Here is a 19,829-nt window from a genome sequence, read left to right on the forward strand (position 1 = left end):
CCGGCACCAATCGCGTGAGGTCCCTTCTTACTTGACCTCGATCTCCACAGTGTAGGGATGCATGTCCAGCATCCATTCGTTCATCGCCTGCTCCATTTCCTTCGTCGCGCCGACAAAGCGCATGAAGTAGATGGGCTCGGCACGGCTGCGCATGCGGGCCGACAGACGATAGGTTCCCGGCTTGGTCAACAGTTCACCCGGCACCGAATACTGGGCTTCCCGATCGCCCAGGGGCGGGATCGAGCGACCCTCCATCCGGATGAACTGCGGATGGTTCAGCACTGTGGTCGGCACGTTGGCCTGGCGCAGGAACGGGCGCTGGTCGATATCGAAGTTCACCGGCAGGAACATTTCCCGATCCGTACCCTTCAGGTTCGTCGTCAGGAACTTGGTCTGCAGGTTGAACAGCTGTTCATCGTACTCGATCAGACCTGCCTGGACATCCGCCGAGTGCTGGTCCGCCATGTCACCGGCACTGTCGACATAACCCGACTCCCAGATGCGGTTGCCATCCGGATCGGTCAGCGCGACGTTCAGCCAGATTTCCGGCTGGGCGCCAAGGCTGCCCGAAGGCAGGTTGTGCCCGGAGTTGATGTTGGTGACCAGATAGTTGAAGTCGAAGTCCTGACCGACCCGCGGGCTGCCATCGAAGAACGGACCATCCAGATGGCTGCCGTTCTCCATCACCGCGCGGCGCAGTTCCCGCTTGTACTCGAGACCTTCGATGTTCTCCTCGATGATCTCACGGGCCTCGAAGCGGTCGTCTTCCGAATCCCAGACTTCAGGGAACTTGACCTCGATCTCGCCATTGTAGACCTTTTCCTCGAACTCCTCGGTGCCCCACCCGGCGCGGTAGTCGAACTGCAGCCATTCATCAATGGTCCAGTTCTCTGCCGCAGGGTTGTGCGGGAAGATGCCCGGGTGCGCGATCGGATAACCAGGGCCGTAGAAGGCATGGTTGTGACGGACACGGTCAGGATTGATCTCCTCACCATTCACGACAGCAGCCGGGCCGCGGGCATAGCCGTTCGGCAGGCCCGGGTCCTTGCCCATGTGGCATTCCTGGCAGGTGACGCCAGCCGCATTGGCCGGGCTGTCACGATACTGGTCCCAGACAACCTCCAGCTTGATGCCGAGATTGACCGCCACCTGATGGCAGCTGACACAGAATTCCGACTCGGAGATCTGCGTGAACTTCACCACTTCCGTATGGATCTGGTTGCCACGCTCCTCGTCGCTGGTTGCGACGCGATAGAAGCTCTTGTCGTCCAGAACCTTCTTCAGGCCTTCGCCGTCGGAATTGGTGTAGACCGGCGAATAGATCTTGCCCGGCTCGATGCGGCGCTCACCGTTTGCCTTGGCGTAGGTATCCTTCACGCGGTGGCAGGTGATGCAGGTGATGCCCTCGCGGGAAACCTGGCTGCGTTCCCAGAGCGGGGCCGCACGGCTTTCACCGATCGTCGTGCCGACACTCTGGTGACAGCGCACGCAGAAGGTGCCGATCGTGCCCTGGGTCAGGTTGGTGATTGCCTGCTCGAACTTGTGGAACATCGGGGAAATCGATGCATAGGCATGGTTCGAAGACGACCATTCCTTGTAGATTTCCTCATGACATGCCGCACATTTCGAAGCACTCGGGAACACTTCCTCAGAGAAGAGTTCCGTATGGGCTGCGTCGGCGGCACTGGTCTCCTGCGCGTCAACCTGCGTTGACACGCTGAAGAACAGCACAGCTGCGAACAGCGAAAGAAACAGACGGGCCGACTTCGTGGCTACACGATGGCCCTCAAACGCGTCTAACATCCTCAACCTCCTTCCCTGCCGGTTTCAGATTTTCCCTGGGCTTGATGCTGAAAACCCATCGTCCGATTGAAACCTGGCTCCAGGTGGTACTCATGACAAAGCTGACAGTCCTGCCGGACCTTGCCCGCAGTATGACACTGCGTGCACGTTTCCTGCGAGACCGGCAGGAAGCCCGGAGCGAATTTCGTTGCGTCGTGTTGCTTGTATGACGCAGCGAACTCCGCCTGCAGATCCTGCTTGTGGCACGTCGTGCACAGGGTGCCCGGCCCAAGCAGGTTAACATGCGGCCTGTGGTCGTATTCGACGTACGGGCGATCAGTCACAGATTGATACCCCCATTCCACTTTCAGGCCAGTGATATTCTCGGCTGCTTCCGACCCGCCGTCGGTGACTTGGGTCACAGCGTGGCATTTCGTGCAGTTACCGAGACCGAATTCGGAGGTCAGCAGGTCGCTCAGTGCCGCCGCCTGCTCGATCACCACATCGTCCGCTTCGGCTGCCTTCGCGGCCTGTTCGGCATTCATCGCGAAGTCGAACCAGGCGCGGGCGACCGGATCGGCGTGACCACTCGGCTGATAGGTGACGGCCAGGCCATTCGATGACCAGCCGCCGCCGCGGACCTCGCTCGGCGATTCATGCTCGATCTTCTGCATCCAGGCACAGGCTGCCTGACGCAGGAGTTCACCATCCAGACCGGCGAGCATCATGCCTGTGCGGTGATCGCCGGGCAGTGCATCGATCCGGTCGAAGATTGCATCGACACCGGATTCAGCCAGTTCGGGATAGAGCGCGCCGATGGCATCCAGGTAGCCGTCCGGATCATCGTTCGCGACCCCCAGGGTCAGCGCGAGCGCCGCCGGAACATTGTCGCCATTGTCCTCGTAGAAATACTCGTCGGGCTCCAGCTCTTCCAGTTCCCCGGACTCCGCGGCTTCCCGCAGCAGTTCCACTTCCTCGGGCGTCGGGGCACAGAGTTCCGCCACCGCGTCAGGATCGAACGGGTCTTCCTCCATGTAGGGCACATTGATGATCGCAAGCCGACGGTCGACGATTCCACTCAGATGGCAGGAAGCGCAGTTCTGGTCGAAACTGCCCGGCGGCACGGTCAGGCCGGCCTTCTCGATCTGATGGCAGTCCACACAGCCACGCGTCTCGCCAGCCGGAAGCTTCTCCGGAAAATGCTTGCTGAAGTGGCTTGTGTGATCGAAGGCAATTGCCGGACGCATGTCGTGCGGAAAACGGTCGCCGAACGCGGGATGGTCCTTGCCGAAGGACTTGATCGACTGCACGTGGCAACTGTTGCACTGGGCATCGCGCATCGGTGCGATATTGGCTTCCTGACCCTTGTGCTCCGTGTGGCACATCACGCAGTCGGTCTTCACGTTGGCACTCGGCGAATCAGCCGCGAAGGTTGCCCCGGCCGCGGCAGTGAAGGTCGCATTGTGCGGCGACGTCGGTGAGCCACCGAAACTGTGGCAGTCGACACAGCTCTCGCCGACCGACTGGTTGGTCACGAAGGCATTGGCCCAGGCGACGACGCCCTTGCCATGGTTCTCGTGACAGGCCGCGCAGCCCTTTTCCTCCAGCGCGAAGTTGGAATGCGCACCCGATAGCGTGCCCGGGCTGATCGAGGACAGGACTGCCTTCTCACCGACGAAGGAATCCGGCGAAAAGTGCAGGAATGCGCCGATGATCGCGATGACGAAGGTCGCTACCAGCCAGGAGATCTGCTGGCGGCGGCGGCGCAGCGACGGGCGCGGCTTGCACGGCGGATGCGACTGACAGCAGGAGCCGTCGGGCAGCGGTCCATCCTTGCACGGCCCGCCGGCACTCGGCGGCCGACGGCATTCCCAGCGGTCACCGTTCCGGAACGGCCGGCACTCGGTCGTACCGCCGCACGAGCCATCGAAATTCGGCCCGCGGCTGCAGGGTTTGCCGAACGCGCAGGCCCGCCCGCAGACATAGGGAAACGTCGGACGCTCGTAGGCGCTCTTCTGGTAACTGAAGCGATCGGAGTCTGTAATCATAGCAGATACACATGCACCAGAATGATGTGCCAGATCATCACCAGAAATATACCGACGGCGAGAGGCACGTGGAAAAGAAGCCAGATCTTGAGAAACCCGTTCACCGCATAGGCGAAATCAATGCGGTTCTTGATCTGCGCCAGATCCTCGAGCTGGCGCAGATAGGTTTCTTCCGTTTCGTCGACATAGCGCCGCATGGCGGTGAATTCGCGCCTGATCCAGGCCCGGCCCGACTGCGCGCCGAAGAAATGGCTGAACATGAACCGCGGACGCCGGAAGAACCAGGCAAGGGTTTCGATGTAGTACTGCGCCAGCGTGTCCGAGGCGGCCTTGTCGGCGGCCTCCTCGACAATCGATTCGGCCTTGTCGCGGATGTCAGAGAGCTCGTTCGGAATGCGCTCCCAGATGATCTCCATGCCGTTGTCGGTCAGACGCTTCGGCATGATTCGCTGCAGCCAGTAACCGAGGATGCCTGACAGGCTGACCAGATAGAACAGCGCCGCGAACAGCTGCTCGTAGGCACCATCGGGCCAGAACACGCCATTGGTATGCACGAAGAACACGGCGATCGCGAAAATGCCCGCGACGCCATGTGCCGCCGTCCAGTAGGCGCCGCGCCCGAGCGGTATCATCGACAGGCGCTTGCGCATGTTGAACAGGGTCAGAAAGACGAAGATGCCGGCAAGCGTGTAACCGGTGACAATGGCGGGCTCGCCATTGTGCAGCCAGGTCTGCCACGCATTCCAGGCAACGAGGATGAAGCCCGCGATCGCCGCGAGCCAGAAGATGATGAGAGCGCGGTGCAGGGACCTCATTGATAGGGACTCCTGAACGGATCCGGGCCGCGGAAGTCGACACGGCGCAGGGCGTCATGCGGACAGGCCCTCTGGCAGGCCGGGCCACCCGGATTTGTTGAGCAGAAATCGCACTTGGTCGCCTTCATGATCGGCTTGTGCTCGTCATCGACCAGCGGCTCGCCCGAAAGGTTCGCCACCTGCACCAGACGGATATTGTCGTAGGGGCAGGACGCCGCACAGGTGCCGCAGCCGATGCAGGTGTCATCATTGATGACGACCGAGCCGTCGTGCATGGAGCGATGGATCGCCCCTGTCGGACAGCCGATCATGCAGACCGGATCAGCGCAGTGCATGCATGAATTGGCGACCATCCAGTTGTCGAATGTCTGGCCGTGCCGGATGAACCGCGGGTTGCCGCCATGCGTCGAGGCGCAGGCCCGGACACAGTCATCGCAGCGGGTGCAGCGGTTCAGGTCGATCAGCATCGACCGGGTGCCATTGATGTAGCGTCGCCCGACGGCCCATTCCTTGAGCGCGTCGGCGCTGATCTCCTCACCGGCCTGATCCTTCAGGCTGGTCCTTGGCGGCGCCATGTCGGGGAAGACGAACTCCTCCAGCACCTGGCGCGGAATGCGCAGCAGATCGACATAGCCGAGGGCCGTGAGGGAACTGCCGAAGACGATATCCGGGTCCTGATTCTTCCAGGCGTGATAGAGCTCCTCCAGCCCGAAGAAGTCCCCCGCGCCCAGATAGGTAAGCGTGCGCTCGCCATTGCCGAGATGGGTCGAGACCCGCGCGAACCCGGCCCGCACCATCAGGATACCGTCGGGATAATCGCCCTCGTTCGCGATCGGGGTGCCATGCTCCATCTCCCGGCCCTGAGCCAGCATGCGCTTGTAGCTGGTGTGCCAGTCGAAGGCGCCGTGGGTCTCGAACAGGGTCCTGTCCGCCACCTTCTTCAACTGCTCAGGTGACAGATGCTTGAACATCGGTGATTCGGAGAGGGCATTGCCCAGCGCGTTGTTGCGATAGGCGGTGTCGATCTTGGTCTTCCAGGTGGGGTCGAACCGGCGCAGTTCGCGCAGTCCCTGCCAGCGAATCTCCAGCACCCGTGCCTCGGTCTCGGCAAAGACGGTTGCGGTCCGCGGAATACGGCCGAGCGCGGCAAGCTCACCGAAGATCATCTCCGGGCCGAGCTGCGCCGTCTGATGCTTGTCGAGAATGACCGGAATGTCCTGCAGGAACGATGTCGCCCCGCCGGCCGACGAAGCATGCACCTGCTGCGCCGCATTGTTGTAGCGGTCCGGGTCGCGCACTTCGGGGCGCCACGAATTGCGCCACAGCTGACTCAGCGCCTCGAAGAAGCCCTTCTTGGAGGCGCTGGCGCGACCGAGCAGGTTCTGGGGCAGATCCGGACTGATGACGACGCGCAGGTTGCCGTCGAGAATCAGAAAGGCCGAATTGCCGTAATCCCCTTCGCGGACGACGATGTCGCCGGGCTGGAAATTGATGACCCTGGTATCATTGCCCAGGATGCCGCGCAGCGGCGTGTTTCCCGGGAACCGATCTTCGTCAATATCCCCGAAGATGGGATATTTCATCAGTTCATCAATGGTCTCATCGGTCATGTCCGGCCCGAACGGTGTGGACCACCGTTGCGGACGGGCCATCGTCTCGACGGCTGTCACCATCTGATCTCAACCCTCCACTGATGCCCATCGCCACACATCGTTCACGTGTGTGCACCCGGAACATCAACCCCTTTTCCCAGCGTCAACAATACCGGCCTGGATGGCAAGCCCCCGCATGCCGGTACCGGGTGAAACGTGGGCGAGGTGGTGCCATATGGCTACACCACCCCGCCCGTCCGTTCCGATCGTGAGCGGACGCCTACTTGTAGGTAGAGGGCGCCGGCAGCATCGAACCGACCTGGCCGGTCAGATCCATCTGCTCGCTGTAGATCTTCGCCACCAGAGCGCGGGCATTGGCCTCGCTCGGGTCCGCGATCAGCGCCTCGGCCTCCGGCAGACCGGTTGCCTTCAGCGCCGCCTTGGCCTTCTCCGCACGCTCCTGCTGCACACCGACATACTTGGCATGATCGGTCTTGCCCATGGCGTTGCTGGCCTGAACAAGCGAGGCAGCCTGACCGGTGACGAACCAGCGGGACTTCTCGGCCTCGCTCATTTCCTCATTGTCGGTCGCGCTGTTGTAGAAGCGGTGACGCACCTGACCCTGGCTGTACTGCACCAGCTCGAAGGACGCCTTCAGCGGATGACCCGCGTCGAGCATCTTGCCGGCAGTGTCGCCATCCAGGCTGTCCCGCGCCATGCCGTGGCAGTTGAAGCAGTTCGCGGCCACGTCGAAGTTGATGTCGGCAGGCATCGCGGGGATGTCCTGGCGCCAGCGCGGCCAGCGCATGCCCGCGTCACGGGACTTCTGATACCGCTCGTTCTTGTGGGCATCGGATTCGTCAGCCTTCTTGGTGCCCTTCGGCCCATAGACATTGTGAATCTCGATGAACTCGGAACCCGGGCCGTGACAGCTCTCGCACGACGGGCCGAAGTTGTTGCCGACACGTCCGCCGGGCTTCTTCGGCGCCTGCGTATAGTGACACTGGCCGCAGGTGTCGGAGCGCTTCATGCTCCGCTCGCCCAGCGCATCCGTGACCTTGTCGGCAAGATCCCGCTTGTGGATATCCTTGTACGACTCGGCGTGCGGCGTGTTTTCCCACACCTTGTATTCCGGCGAATGACAATCCTTGCAGGCATCGGGTCCGACATTGGTCGGCTGCGCGTTGACCGCAGCACCTGCCACCATGAAGCCTGCCGCCGCGAACAGCGCCAGGCCGAATTTGCGTAGTCCAGACATGAGCACGTCTGCCACCCCTTGAATCTGTTTACCACCACAGTTCACTGCTGCGCCTGCCCGCCCTGTTGTTGAATTTATCTGGACGGAACGTTTCATGACGCTGCGGCAGTGTAACAGTCCCCACGCCTGATGAAAGTATTGATTCGTCACGATCTGTCGCCGATATGACCGCTGTCGCACTATTCAACAGATTGGCGGAGCAGGATGCGCAACACATTGAACCGGAGATCCGGTGGAGGCTGGCTGATCGTGGTGGCCGTGGCGGCGACCCTTGGCGCGGCGGCCTATGGATACAGCGCAACCACCGCCGGTCAGGCTGACCGCGGGGCATTGCCGGCCTCGGCAAGCATCGCCGAGCTGGCGAGCGCGACCGAACGTGATCCGGGCAATGCCGCGCTCTGGAAACAACTGGCACAGGCCCATCGCCGTGCGGGCGACCGGCCCGCCGCAATCTCGGCCCTGGTCCGCGCCGCCCGCCTCACGCCGGATGACCGGGAAATCAATGCTGCACTGCGGGACCTGTCGGACCGCCGTCCCTGACCCCATCCGGCCGCCCCTGTTTGTGTGTCCTTTGCGCAACATGATGCCCGGAATTGGGGCACCCAAGAGGCAGAAACCCGGACATCACGGCCGCGTTACCGATTTATTTATCATTAACATCAATAGTTTAAATGAAATTCAGGCGGTCAGTCGCACTCTCATGGGAACCCGACGACTATTTGCCGAGACGCTTGCACCGGCCGTCCTGCTGGCGTAACAGACAATCAAGTCGCAAATCGGTGGGGAAGGGCCCCGACGAATGCGACGGAGGAAGTGCGTATTTCCTTTAGGAGGGCAATTAAGTGAACCATAAGCACCTGCTCGCTGGTGTTGCAGCTACTGCGCTGCTGACCGCCGGCTCCGCGTTTGCTGCGTCGCATAGTGGCGACCAGCTCCAGGCTCAGGCCGCCATGATCGACGCTCTGTCGAAGAAGGTGGAACAGCTGAGTGCCAACCAGGACGGCGTTGCCAAGGGTGTCAAGGGCGTCAGCCTGAAGGTGTCCGGCCAGGTCAACCGCGCCGTGATGTTCGTCAGCGACGGCAATGACAAGTCCGCGTTCAACTATGTTGACAACGACGCCTCTTCGACCCGCGTTCGCTGGGATGCCTCGGCCAACGTTTCCGATTCCACCAAGGTCGGTACCCGTCTCGAGATGGAAATGGAATCCAACACGTCCGCTGGTGCGGTCCTGAACGGCAACGCCGGTGGTAACGCTTTCGTTGCCCGCCATGCGTATGTCTACATCCAGGGCGGCTTCGGCACGCTGACCACCGGTCAGCAGGGTGAGGCGACTGAAGGCCTGCTGCACAGCTCCTTCAACTACGCGTCCCTGGCCGCGATCAACCCGGAAGACACCACCGGTATCGCCAACGCCGGCGTGAACTTCCTGTCGTTCGGTGACGGTGGCCGTCAGGATGCGATCCGCTATGACACCCCGAGCTTCGGTGGTGCCAAGGCATCCATCTCGACCCGTGACAACGGTGAAGTGACCGCTGCCATCCGTTATGCCGGTCAGGTTGCCGGTCTGGGCGTTCTCGCTGCCCTTGGCTACGAAGCCAACCCGGGTGCCGGTAACGATCCGCTGGTCGCCGGTTCCATGGGCATCAACTTCGGTGTTGTCGCGCTGAACGGCTCCTTCGGTACCGAGCTGGATGACGACAACAACGACCGTTTCTACTACGCCCTGGGCCTCGCCCATAAGGGTTCGTATGTGGACATGGGCCCGACCTCGCTGGGCGTGCAGTACATGTCCAACAACGGTGGCTTTGACGGCCAGGGCAACGTGTACAGCGTTGGCTTCGGTCTGGTGCAGGGTGTCGCGGCTGGTGCCGAGGCCTATGCCCAGCTGACCTTCCACGGTGGTAACGAAGGCGCCGTCGGCGACGCCGTCGCCAGCATGGTTGGTATGCGCGTCAAGTTCTGATGCGTCATCTTCTTCGCATCGCTTTCGCGAGTGCAGCAGTCGGCCTTCTGGCCGGTTGCTCGCACACGCCGCTTCAGGAGGAACCGCCTCAGCATGGTGAGATCGCACCCGGTCCGGGTGTTTTCTCCGGTGCAGACGGCTCCTTCACGATCGTCGGCGATTCGAAGAAGAGAAAGCGTTACTGACCGAAGTCACATTCGGTTCGTCAAAGGGCGGCTCTCACGAGCCGCCCTTTTTCGTTTGCGGCATTCCCGGGATTGCGGGCCGGCAAGACCGGCACGGGCAGGAAACGGCCGTTCCGACGGTCGGTCGCGGCAGACCGGCCCGCTCAGACCGGCATGATGTCGAAGGCGACACTGATGCGGTAATCCTGTTCCGCGAACGGAATTGTCCTGTGTCCGAGATATGACGGAAACAGCACGATCAGACCCGGCTGCGGCTTCAGCCGACGCACCGGCGGTTCGTCCCTGCTCCGCAGCATGTAATAGGCCCGACCGAACTCGATCCAGCCCTCATGCCCCGAGACACCATCCCCGACACCCGGCGGTACCTGCGGATAGTAGACACCGCTGAGCCAGCCCGGTGGGTGGAAGTGGACATCGTGGAAACCGCCGCGGTCCATGATGTTTGCCCAGCAGCCGATCCGCGTCCGGTGCGGACGCTGCGCCAGCCAGGGATGCGCCGGATCGATCGGATGATCCTGTGACCAGCGTGCCACGGCACTCTCGATCACCTTGCGGAAGGCCGCGATCGCGCCTTCCGGATTCTCGAAGAGTTCGTCGGTGCTCCGCCCCCGGGTCAGGGAGCGATTGAGCGGTGAATACTGCAGCGACGGATGGCCTTCGATCTCCGCCACCAGCGCGGCGTTGAAGCCCTCCAGCGAATCATACCCGTCCGGTGGCTCGGCGATCGCACTGCTGACCAGTCGCTCCATGGCCATCAGTTCCGCCGCAGCGTCCCTCTGGCCGATCTCGTTCAGGGCCATGCCCTTGTAGGCGATGGCGGTGGTCCTGCCGGGAAACCGTTCCAGGATGGCATCACAGCGCCGGATGCAGTCTTCCGGATCGCCTGCGCGAAAGGCCGCAAAGGCGGCAAGCTCGGAAAAGTCAGGTGGTGCCTTGCCCGTGGCAATGACCGGTTCCAGACAGGCCAGTGCCTCCTCCGGCGCATCGGAACTGGCGAGCGCATGCGCCAGGTCGTAGATCACCGCGCCGTCGCCGGGTGACAGTCGGAGGGCGGCCCGATTGACCACCGCCGCGTCGGCGAACCGGCCAATCTTCGTCAGCATGTTGCCTAACTGGCGGTGCGCGGAGACATGCGCCGGATTGAGCCTGATCGCCGACTGGTAGGCCCGCTCGGCGGCCACGTGGTCCCCGACCTTCGAACAGGCCGTCCCCAGCCAGAACGCAAGTTCCGCATTCTCGGGGCTGCCCGCCATTGCCGCCTGCAGATTATCGATTGCCGGCGCGGGCTGGTCAGCCTGCACCAGCGCCATCCCGAGCTGGCCCAGCACCTCCATATTGCCCGGCTGCATCGCTTTCGCGCGTTCGAGCTCCGCAATGGCCGCCGCGAAGTCGCCAACCGACCGCAGCATGGTGCCGAGGTTCAGCGCAATGGCCAGTGCGCCCGGCTCCAGCTTCGCGGCGCGCTTCAGATGCGTGATCCCGCGCCGGGTCTGACCACTGGCATGCTCCGCCAGTCCCGCCACGAACAGCAGCGACGGGTCACGCGGTGTCTTCTTCAGTGCCCTTGACGCCCGGCGCGCCGCCTCGCCGGCCTTGCCCTGCTGCACAAGTGCCAGCAGGTCGGAAGCCGAAACGGGGGTGGCGGCACCGGAAGCCATGGCCTGTGTCTCCCTATTCGCCCTTGAAGGTTGGTGTGCGCTTCTCGAAGAAGGCTTCCACGGCCTCCGCGTGGTCGGCGGTCTGATGCGCCAGCGCCTGATAGGCGGCGGAAAGTTCCAGCACACCCTTCAGGTCCGTCTTCTGCCCTTCGCGCAGCAGCCGCTTCGACATGCGCAGCACCTCAGGCGGGTTGCTGGCGATGCGGGCGGCCAGCGCCTGCGCCTCGGCCAGCAGTTCATCTTCCGGCACGCACTTGCTGGCCAGGCCCCATTCCGCCGCCTGCGGGCCATAGACCCGGTCACCGGTGAAGGTCATCTCCGCCGCCCGGCTCATGCCGACGGCGCGCGGCAGCAGGAAGGCACCGCCGTCGCCGGGAATGATGCCCAGCTTCAGGAAGGATTCGGCGAAGAATGCCTTTTCCGCCACCAGCCGGATGTCGCACATGCAGGCCAGGTCACAGCCCGCGCCCACCGCCGGACCATTGACGGCGGCGATGGTCGGCACCTCCAGTTCGTACATGGCCAGCGGGATCTTCTGGATGCCGTTGCGATAGCTGTCGCGGGTCTTCATGCCGCCGGAGCCGAAGATACCGGAGCGTTCGCGCATCTGCTTGACGTTGCCGCCCGCCGAGAAGGCCCGCCCCTTGCCGGTCAGGATCACGCAGCGGACACTCAGGTCGTTCTGGATGCGATCCGCCGCCGCGACGAAGGCCTCGAAGGTTTCCTGATAGGACAGGGCATTCATCTGCTCCGGCCGGTTCATGGTCAGTGTCACCACGTGACCGTCCTGTTCGTACAGCAGTTCTTCGCTCATCCCGTTTTTCCTCCCCAACTGGCTCGCGCTTGCCAGACACTATCGGTCGGCTCATGAGTTGAAAAGCGCGCACGCTGACGCTGGGGATCGCCGCCGGCGCTGACACGACCCGGAGTGGGCCGGTGCCGCTTCCATCATCTGATGCAACGATCTACTGTTGCATCCGCAAATCGGCAGGAGGCGCACAACGACCTCCGCGACAAGGATCATGGGGAGGGTTTCAGGTGAGCGAAGACAGCAGGAAATACCGCAGTGCGAACTGGTTCGGGGCCGGGGCCAAGGACGGTTTCAACCATCGCGCCTGGATGAAGAACCAGGGCACGCCGCATGACGCCTTCGATGGCCGTCCCGTCATCGGCATCTGCAATTCCTGGTCGGAACTGACCCCCTGCAACGCGCATCTGCGCGATGTGGCGGAGCGTGTGAAGCGCGGCGTGTGGGAGGCGGGCGGCTTCCCGCTGGAGTTCCCCGTCATGTCACTGGGCGAGACCCTGATGCGCCCCACCACCATGCTGTTCCGCAACCTGATGGCGATGGATGTGGAGGAATCGATCCGCGCCAATCCGCTGGACGGTGTCGTGCTGCTTTCCGGCTGCGACAAGACCCAGCCCGCCATGATGATGGGTGCCGCCAGCTGTGACCTGCCCACCGTGGTGATCACCGGCGGACCGATGCTGAACGGCAAGTTCCAGGGCCAGGACATCGGCTCCGGCACCGATGTCTGGCGCTTCTCGGAGGATCTGCGGGCCGGCAAGATGACCCTGGCCGACTTCATGGAGGCGGAGAACTGCATGTCCCGCTCCAACGGTCACTGCATGACCATGGGCACAGCCTCCACCATGGCCTCCATGACCGAATCACTGGGCCTGACCCTGCCCGGCGCCTCCGCCGTGCCGGCCGTCGATGCCAACCGCTATCGCATCGCGCATCTGGTCGGGCGGCGGATCGTCGAGATGGTGCATGAGGATCTGCGGTTCTCGAAGGTCGTGACCCGCAAGGCATTCGAGAATGCCGTGCGCGTCAATGCCGCCATCGGCGGCTCCACCAACGCCATCATCCATCTGATCGCCCTGGCCGGGCGGCTGGGGGTCGAACTGACCATCGACGATTTCGACCGTCTGGCGCGCGGCGTGCCGCTGCTGGTCAACCTGATGCCCAACGGCAAGTACCTCATGGAGGACTACTACTATGCCGGGGGCCTGCCTGTGGTGGTGCGGGCGCTGGCGGAGAACGGGCTGCTCAACGACGATGTGGTCACCGTCAACGGTGCCTCCCTGACCGCCAATGCGGCGGAAGCGCGGAACTGGAACGATGACGTCATCCGCCCCTTCGACAATCCGCTGAACAAGGATGTGGGCCTTGCCGTGCTGCGCGGCAACCTCGCCCCCGACGGTGCCGTGATCAAGCCATCCGCCGCAACCCCGGCCCTGCTGACCCATCGCGGGCGCGCCGTGGTGTTCGAGAGCATCGAGGAGCTGCGCACCAAGGTGGAGGATGACGACCTCGACATCGACGAGACCTGCGTCATGGTGCTGAAGGGCGCCGGCCCGAAGGGCTATCCCGGCATGCCCGAGGTGGGCAACTTCCCGCTGCCGGCCAAGATCCTGCGCAAGGGCATCACCGACATGGTGCGCATCTCCGATGCCCGCATGTCCGGCACGGCCTATGGCGCGGTGGTGCTGCATGTCAGCCCCGAATCCGCCGCCGGCGGACCGCTGGCGCTGGTGCAGACCGGGGACATGATCGAGCTGGATGTGCCGAACCGCCGCCTGCATCTGGATGTCAGCGACGCCGAGCTGGCCAGGCGCAAGGCCGCCTGGACACCGCCGCCGACACCGATGGAACGGGGCTATGTGCGCCTGTACCACGATCATGTCATGCAGGCGCATGAGGGCTGTGACCTGGACTTCCTGGTGGGCGGCTCCGGCGCACCGATCCCGCGCGAAAGCCACTGACATGCGGGTGGTCATCACCGGCGGTGCCGGTTTCATCGGCAAGCGGCTGGCGCGTCAGATCCTGCAGCGCGGCAGCCTGACCAACGCGGCGGGGGAGGAGAAACCCGTCACCGCCATCACCCTGTTCGATGTCGTCGAGGCCACAGGTTTTGAAGACGCGGAGATGGTGAATACGGTGGCCGGTGACATTGCCGACGCGGCCGAGGTCGCGGCGGTCATCGGTGCGGATGCGGAGAGCATCTTCCACCTCGCCGCCATCGTCTCGGCGCATGCGGAGGAGGACTATGACCTCGGCATGCGGATCAACCTCGACGGCACCCGCAATGTCATCGCGGCGGCGCGGGCCATGCCGTCACCGCCGAAGGTGGTGTTCGCCAGTTCGGTTGCGGTCTATGGCGGCACGAACCTGCCCCGTACCGTGACCGACGAGACCCCGATCACGCCACAGACCAGCTATGGCGTGGCCAAGGCCTGCGGTGAGCAACTGCTGAACGATGCCTCGCGGAAGGGCTTCCTGGATGCGCGCTCGCTCAGGCTGCCGACCATCTGCGTCCGCACCGGCAAGCCCAACCGTGCCGCCTCCACCTGGGCCAGTTCGATGATCCGGGAGCCTCTCTGCGGCATCGACATGGAGGTGCCGGTTTCCCCGGAAAGCGGCATGGCCCTGATGAGCCCGCGCCGTGTCGTTGATGCCTTCATCACCGCGCACGAAGTCGCGGCATCCGAACTGGGCGACTGGCGCACCCTGCTGCTGTCGGGGTTCACGGCTACTGCCGCCGAGATGCAGGAAGCGGTGGTCCGCAATCGCGGCAACCGGAAGCTCGGCGAGATCCGCTTCAACCCCGATCCGAAGACCCAGGCCATCGTCAATGGCTGGCCCTCCGGCACGAAGGGCGCACGCGCGGAGGCCCTCGGCATCCATACCGACGCCTCCATCGACGAGATCGTCCGCCACTTCATCGAGGACGACCTGGACAATCAGATCAGGGGCAACTTCTGAGACACCACGGCAATGCCGCTCCGCACGGGCGAGTTGCCGAAGGTGACACCGGTCGGACGTCTGTGGGGTAGTGGCGGCGGGCATCAATGCTTCACCCCTCCCCCACGCCGCTCGCGGACCTGATCCGCGAGCCCAGTCTCCGACGTCTGCGCGGCACTGCTGGGTACCCGGGTCAAGCCCGGGCACGGCGTCTGTGGGGTGGTGAGGCTTGCAGACCCGGCGACTCACGAAAAAGGGCCTGCCGCTTCCGACAGACCCTGATTCTTCAACGTTCCGGACGCGGCGGGCTGGCCGACCCGGCCAACCCCAGCCCAGTGCCACGGCTTGCGGCACCGGCGGCGTTCACCGGAGACGGCGGGCTGGCCGACCCGGCCAACCCCAGCCCAGTGCCCCGGCTTGCGGCACCGGCGGCGTTCACTGGAGACGGCGGGCTGGCCGACCCGGCCAACCCCAGCCCGCCTGCTCTTACTATGCCGCGTTGTGGCCCATGATGGCCTTGACCTCGAGGTATTCCTCCAGGCCGTACTCGCCCCACTCGCGCCCGTTGCCGGACTGCTTGTAGCCGCCGAAGGGGGCGAAGACGTCGGCCATGGCGCCGTTCACATGCACGTTGCCGGTGCGCAGCTGCTTGGCGATGGCCTGGGCGTGTTCCGGTGCGCCGGAGACATAGCCGGACAGGCCATAGGGCGTGTCATTGGCGATGCTGACCGCGTCCGCGTCGTCCTTGTAGCCAAGGATCGAGAGCACCGGGCCGAAGATTTCCTCACGCGCGATGGTCATGTCGTTGGTGACATTGGTGAAGACCGTCGGGCGGGCGAAATAGCCCTTGTTGACGCCTTCCGGCAGGCCGGTACCGCCGACGACCGGGGTCGCGCCCTCGTCGATGCCCTTCTGGATCAGGCCCTGCACCTTGTCCCACTGCGCCTTGGAGACCAGCGGACCCATGGTGGTGTTCTCGTCCGCCGGATCACCGACGCGCACCTTGGCGGCGGCGGCCTTGGCGATCTCGCCGGCTTCCTCCATCCGGTCCATCGGCACCAGCATGCGGGTCGGCGCGTTGCAGGACTGGCCGGTATTGCCGAAGCACTGCAGCACACCGCCGAACACGGCCTTCTGGAAATCGGCGTCGTCCAGGATGATGTTGGCGGACTTGCCACCCAGTTCCTGCGACACGCGCTTCACCGTCGGGGCGGCGTTCTGCGCCACCGCGACACCGGCGCGGGTGGAGCCGGTGAAGGACACCATGTCCACGTCCGGATGGGAACTGATGGCGGAGCCGACACCCGGGCCGTCACCATTCACCATGTTGAACACGCCCTTCGGCACGCCGGCCTCATGCAGGATCTCGGCGAAGACGATGCCGCTCATCGGCGCGATCTCGGACGGCTTCAGCACCATGGTGCAGCCTGCGGCCAGCGCCGGGGCGACCTTGGCGGCGATCTGGTTCACCGGCCAGTTCCACGGCGTGATCATGCCACAGACACCGATCGGTTCCTTGCTGAGACGCGTGGTGCCACGGTCCTCGTCGAATTCGAACTTGGCCAGCAGCTTCGACATGGTCTTGAAGTGGCCGATGCCGGTGGCGGCCTGGACCTTCTGCGCGAAGGTGGCGGGCGCGCCCATTTCCTTCGAGATCGCGTCGGCCATCTCGGCGTAATGGTTCTTGTAGGCGGCCATGATGGCGTCGAACAGCTCCAGCCGTTCCTGCTTGGTGGTCTGCGACCAGCTCGGGAAGGCGCGCTTGGCGGCCTGCACGGCGCGGTCCACGTCTTCCGCGTTGCCGAGCGAGATCTGCGCGAAGGCTTCCTCGGTTGCCGGATTGATGACGTCGAAGGGCTTCGGATCGACCGGATCGACCCAGGCACCGTCAATATAGAACTTCATGCTGTTGGACATTGTCTGCTTCTCCTCATGCAGGATTCGGGGGCAGGGCTTCCTCCCCTGAAGGCCCCGAAAGAATCTGTCTGAACGCCATATGGGGCGCTTGCCTGCAATAAACACGAGATCGGGCACGGTTAACAAGAGACACAACGTCCCGCGCCGGACCGGGCGCCTGCAGATCGAGCGGGGCAAGCAAGAAGCCCGCTCGCGCGTGGTGACATCGCAGACGCCAGTTGAGGTTGCAAAACACATCCTGTCTACTCGACCTGGCTGTGACGTGGAGAACCGCTCGATGACTGTATTGCGTTCGTGGCTGGCGACCGTTCCACTGGCATGCCTTCTGCTGCTGGCCGCCTGCGACGACCCGGTTTCCGATGCCGCTCTGGCGGCAGACTTCCACGACGTCCCGGCAGTCTTCATTTCCGAGGTTGTCCGCCCTGATGAAGCGGGGCGCATGGACCTGACATTGCGGGTCAACATCAGGCAGGATGTCGCCAATTCGGCGGTTCAAGCCGTCATGCGTGCCCTGCCCGCGCTCTACCGTGGTGAGAGGACGTTCGAATGGTACCGGCTGCCCAAGGAGTTCAGGGCGGGCAGCACGCAGAAATGCCAGCGCAGGGATTCGCTGGCCGGCGGATCGCCCTCGATGCATTGCGAGCATTCATCGCTCTATGTCGAAGGTGTCTACGGGATCTGGCCAGACGAGGGCATACCGCCACCCCCCTACAGATCGAAGTCGGACGCACTGGACGCGCTGCGGTTCGCCCTGAAGGGATCCCCGGAACTGGAGCTGTTCTATTGCGGACGCACGCCCAATTCCTGTGCACGGATCAGGCTTCCGCCCCTGTCGCTGTAGTTGATCCGGTAGCCAGCCGGCGCAACCGTCCGGCATCACAGGGCGCTGTCGAATCCGGCGCGCACATGATGGCCTTTGCCGGAACTGTGCTACGATGACGTCTGGCATGCCAAGTATGGTGAGATGACAGCACATGACGACAGAGTGACCACGGCGGGCCGGGGTGAAACCCGATCCATCGCTGCGCGCGTGTCAGAGAGACTGCGCCGCGGCCGGCGCCCGGCCCGTCTGCGCACCTTGCTGTTCGTCGCCTTTACCCTGATCGCCACGATTCCGGTCGGGCTGCTTGCCGCCTGGCAGCAGCAGTCGGCCTACCAGAAGGAACTGGCAGAGGTAAGTGAGCGGCATTTGCTGATCGCCCGGAATCTCTCTCACGCCCTCGACCGCTACTCCGAGGATGTCGAGGCCGTCTTCGGTCTGGCCGTATCGGAAATGAAGACTGCCAGTACAGATGTATCCGCCGTCGCGTCCCTGCTCGCCAGGATGGGGTTTCGCCATACCTGCATTGTCGACAGTGCCGGTCGCGTCACCGCCAGCCTGGATGGCACCGCGCCGGGGGAACCCATCGACCGACAGGTCGGCGACATGAGCGTTCTGCGCCGATTGGCCGAGGCGGCGCCGGGGGGTGAGGCCACGTTCTCAGGCGTGCAACTCGACCGGAACGGCAAGCCGACCCTGCATATCGTGCAGCAGCTCCCCGAAGGGCACCTCGCCATCGGCACCCTGGGGACGGACTATGTCGTGGACGTGCAGCAGCGGGTCGCATTCGGCCAGCGCGGCCATTCCGCGATCGTCGACCAGTTCGGTCACGTCATTGCCCATCCGAACAAGTCCTGGGAGCAGCAGACCAAGGACATCTCGCGCGTGTCGGCAGTTGCCCGGATGATGAAGGGGGAAACCGGCGTTACCACCTTCTACTCCCCCGCCATGGACGCGGAGATGATCGCCGGGTTCACCAGTGCACCGCATACCGGCTGGGGTGTGATGGTGCCGCAGCCGCTGGCGGAACTTTCGGCCCATGCCCGAAGCGTGCAACTGGTCTCGATCCTGATCGGCGGGCTCGGCCTGCTGGTCGCGATCGTCATTGCCTGGGTCATCGCCCGCTATCTTGCGCGGCCGATCGAGCAGGTGGCGGATGTGGCGAGGGCGGTCAGTGCCGGCGACAGCAGCGCCAGGGTGAGCAACCTGCCCCCCCGGACGCCGATGGAAATCGTGGCGATGGCGGAGGCAATCAACCAGATGCTGACCGACCTTTCGAACGCCAGTCGCCGGTTGCGGACCGAGGCCGCGCGGGCGGAGGCAGCCAATCAGGCCAAGGGACGGTTCCTGGCCAACATGAGCCACGAATTCCGGACCCCCCTGAATGCCATCCTGGGGTTCGCCGAGATTCTGCGTGACCCGAAGATGAACCCCGATGATCACGCCATGACCCAGGAGTTCTCGAACGATATCCTGCGCGCCGGGCGGCACATGCTGAACATGGTCGAGAACATCCTGGATCTGACACGGGCGGAGGGTGGTCATCTGCACCTCGAACTGGCCCCCGTCGATGTGCGGGAGGCTGTCGGCTTCGCCGTCTCGCTGGTGCGCCAGGACGCCAACGCGCGCAACATCACCCTCGGCACGGAGGCGGAATCCGACCTGCCGGTGATCAACAGCGACGTCAGCAAGATCCAGCAGATCGTCGTCAACCTGCTGTCCAACGCGGTGAAGTTCACCGACCCCGGCGGGACCATACAGGTCCGGCTGTCACGCGACCCTGACTGGCCGGTCGTCATCCGGGTCATCGATGACGGCATCGGGATCTCTGAGACCGACCTTGCCAAGGTCATGACCCCCTTCGGCCAGGTCGCGGATGCGCTGACCCGCAATCATGACGGCACCGGTCTCGGACTGGCCCTGACGCAGGAACTGGTGGATCTGCTCAAGGGTCAGGTCAGCCTGGAATCGACTCTCGGCGAGGGCACGACCGTGACCATCCGGCTACCCGACATCAAGGCCTGAGCGGCCCGCAGGTGCGC

14 protein-coding genes are annotated in these 19,829 nt (G+C 63.8%); 6 read left to right on the forward strand and 8 right to left on the reverse strand.

The window, feature by feature from the left end; all coding sequences use genetic code 11:
- Positions 1 to 27 precede the first annotated feature (27 nt).
- The 5 genes from QGV55_RS17425 to QGV55_RS17445 all read right to left on the reverse strand — a co-directional run bounded on the left by QGV55_RS17425 (position 28) and on the right by QGV55_RS17445 (position 7,495).
- Positions 28 to 1,716, reverse strand: a complete 1,689-nt coding sequence (locus QGV55_RS17425; protein WP_281019367.1) for a multiheme c-type cytochrome — start codon at positions 1,714 to 1,716, stop codon at positions 28 to 30.
- An 89-nt stretch (positions 1,717 to 1,805) separates the two neighbouring features.
- Complete coding sequence (locus QGV55_RS17430) at positions 1,806 to 3,830, reverse strand: hypothetical protein (RefSeq protein ID WP_281019366.1); 2,025 nt, start codon at positions 3,828 to 3,830, stop codon at positions 1,806 to 1,808.
- Positions 3,827 to 4,645 carry a hypothetical protein gene (locus QGV55_RS17435; protein WP_281019365.1) on the reverse strand — a complete coding sequence of 273 codons (819 nt, stop codon included), beginning with the start codon at positions 4,643 to 4,645 and terminating at the stop codon, positions 3,827 to 3,829. Before QGV55_RS17435 ends, QGV55_RS17430 begins: the two co-directional genes overlap by 4 nt.
- Positions 4,642 to 6,318, reverse strand: coding sequence for a cyclic nucleotide-binding domain-containing protein (locus QGV55_RS17440; RefSeq protein ID WP_281019364.1), 1,677 nt, complete (start codon positions 6,316 to 6,318; stop codon positions 4,642 to 4,644). Before QGV55_RS17440 ends, QGV55_RS17435 begins: the two co-directional genes overlap by 4 nt.
- A gap of 199 nt (positions 6,319 to 6,517) precedes the next feature.
- Positions 6,518 to 7,495, reverse strand: coding sequence for a multiheme c-type cytochrome (locus QGV55_RS17445; protein WP_281019363.1), 978 nt, complete (start codon positions 7,493 to 7,495; stop codon positions 6,518 to 6,520).
- Between the two features lie 216 nt (positions 7,496 to 7,711).
- On the opposite strand from QGV55_RS17445, the gene QGV55_RS17450 reads away from it, so the two are divergent.
- Positions 7,712 to 8,035 (forward strand): tetratricopeptide repeat protein, encoded by a 324-nt coding sequence (locus QGV55_RS17450; RefSeq protein WP_281019362.1) that lies wholly within the window; start codon positions 7,712 to 7,714, stop codon positions 8,033 to 8,035.
- A gap of 302 nt (positions 8,036 to 8,337) precedes the next feature.
- Entirely contained in the window at positions 8,338 to 9,459 is a 1,122-nt protein-coding gene (locus QGV55_RS17455; RefSeq protein ID WP_281019361.1) for a porin, read from the forward strand.
- A 328-nt stretch (positions 9,460 to 9,787) separates the two neighbouring features.
- Here the strand turns inward: QGV55_RS17455 and QGV55_RS17460 are convergent, their stop codons facing one another.
- Positions 9,788 to 11,302 (reverse strand): putative 2OG-Fe(II) oxygenase, encoded by a 1,515-nt coding sequence (locus QGV55_RS17460; RefSeq protein WP_281019360.1) that lies wholly within the window; start codon positions 11,300 to 11,302, stop codon positions 9,788 to 9,790.
- Positions 11,303 to 11,315: 13 nt separating this feature from the next.
- On the reverse strand, positions 11,316 to 12,116 hold the full coding sequence (locus QGV55_RS17465; protein ID WP_281019359.1) for a crotonase/enoyl-CoA hydratase family protein: 801 nt from the start codon (positions 12,114 to 12,116) through the stop codon (positions 11,316 to 11,318).
- A gap of 224 nt (positions 12,117 to 12,340) precedes the next feature.
- Between QGV55_RS17465 and araD the strand changes: the two genes are divergently transcribed.
- Together araD and denD are read left to right on the forward strand one after the other, a co-directional pair.
- Entirely contained in the window at positions 12,341 to 14,071 is a 1,731-nt protein-coding gene (araD, locus tag QGV55_RS17470) for an L-arabinonate dehydratase (RefSeq protein WP_281019358.1), read from the forward strand.
- A 1-nt stretch (position 14,072) separates the two neighbouring features.
- Positions 14,073 to 15,071: a D-erythronate dehydrogenase gene (gene denD / locus QGV55_RS17475; RefSeq protein WP_281019357.1), complete on the forward strand. Its 999-nt coding sequence runs from the start codon at positions 14,073 to 14,075 to the stop codon at positions 15,069 to 15,071.
- 468 nt (positions 15,072 to 15,539) lie between these two features.
- Here denD and QGV55_RS17480 read toward each other — a convergent pair whose 3' ends face one another.
- Positions 15,540 to 16,967: an aldehyde dehydrogenase family protein gene (locus tag QGV55_RS17480; protein ID WP_281019356.1), complete on the reverse strand. Its 1,428-nt coding sequence runs from the start codon at positions 16,965 to 16,967 to the stop codon at positions 15,540 to 15,542.
- A gap of 277 nt (positions 16,968 to 17,244) precedes the next feature.
- Here QGV55_RS17480 and QGV55_RS17485 point away from each other — a divergent pair, with 277 nt between their 5' ends.
- On the forward strand, positions 17,245 to 17,808 hold the full coding sequence (locus tag QGV55_RS17485; RefSeq protein WP_281019355.1) for a hypothetical protein: 564 nt from the start codon (positions 17,245 to 17,247) through the stop codon (positions 17,806 to 17,808).
- A 123-nt stretch (positions 17,809 to 17,931) separates the two neighbouring features.
- Positions 17,932 to 19,812: a sensor histidine kinase gene (locus QGV55_RS17490; RefSeq protein WP_281020000.1), complete on the forward strand. Its 1,881-nt coding sequence runs from the start codon at positions 17,932 to 17,934 to the stop codon at positions 19,810 to 19,812.
- The last annotated feature ends 17 nt before the right edge of the window (positions 19,813 to 19,829 follow it).

It is taken from the genome of Minwuia sp. IMCC3009 (assembly GCF_029909415.1).
Taxonomy (GTDB): domain Bacteria; phylum Pseudomonadota; class Alphaproteobacteria; order Minwuiales; family Minwuiaceae; genus Minwuia.

Bases quoted from the DNA above. Each gene is read 5' to 3' on its own strand.
- QGV55_RS17430 (WP_281019366.1), bottom strand. From the start codon at position 3,830: ATGATTACAGACTCCGATCGCTTCAGTTACCAGAAGAGCGCCTACGAG.
- QGV55_RS17435 (WP_281019365.1), bottom strand. From the start codon at position 4,645: ATGAGGTCCCTGCACCGCGCTCTCATCATCTTCTGGCTCGCGGCGATC.
- QGV55_RS17440 (WP_281019364.1), bottom strand. From the start codon at position 6,318: ATGGTGACAGCCGTCGAGACGATGGCCCGTCCGCAACGGTGGTCCACA.
- QGV55_RS17445 (WP_281019363.1), bottom strand. From the start codon at position 7,495: ATGTCTGGACTACGCAAATTCGGCCTGGCGCTGTTCGCGGCGGCAGGC.
- QGV55_RS17460 (WP_281019360.1), bottom strand. From the start codon at position 11,302: ATGGCTTCCGGTGCCGCCACCCCCGTTTCGGCTTCCGACCTGCTGGCA.
- QGV55_RS17465 (WP_281019359.1), bottom strand. From the start codon at position 12,116: ATGAGCGAAGAACTGCTGTACGAACAGGACGGTCACGTGGTGACACTG.
- denD (WP_281019357.1), top strand. From the start codon at position 14,073: ATGCGGGTGGTCATCACCGGCGGTGCCGGTTTCATCGGCAAGCGGCTG.
- QGV55_RS17480 (WP_281019356.1), bottom strand. From the start codon at position 16,967: ATGTCCAACAGCATGAAGTTCTATATTGACGGTGCCTGGGTCGATCCG.
- QGV55_RS17485 (WP_281019355.1), top strand. From the start codon at position 17,245: ATGACTGTATTGCGTTCGTGGCTGGCGACCGTTCCACTGGCATGCCTT.
- QGV55_RS17490 (WP_281020000.1), top strand. From the start codon at position 17,932: ATGACAGCACATGACGACAGAGTGACCACGGCGGGCCGGGGTGAAACC.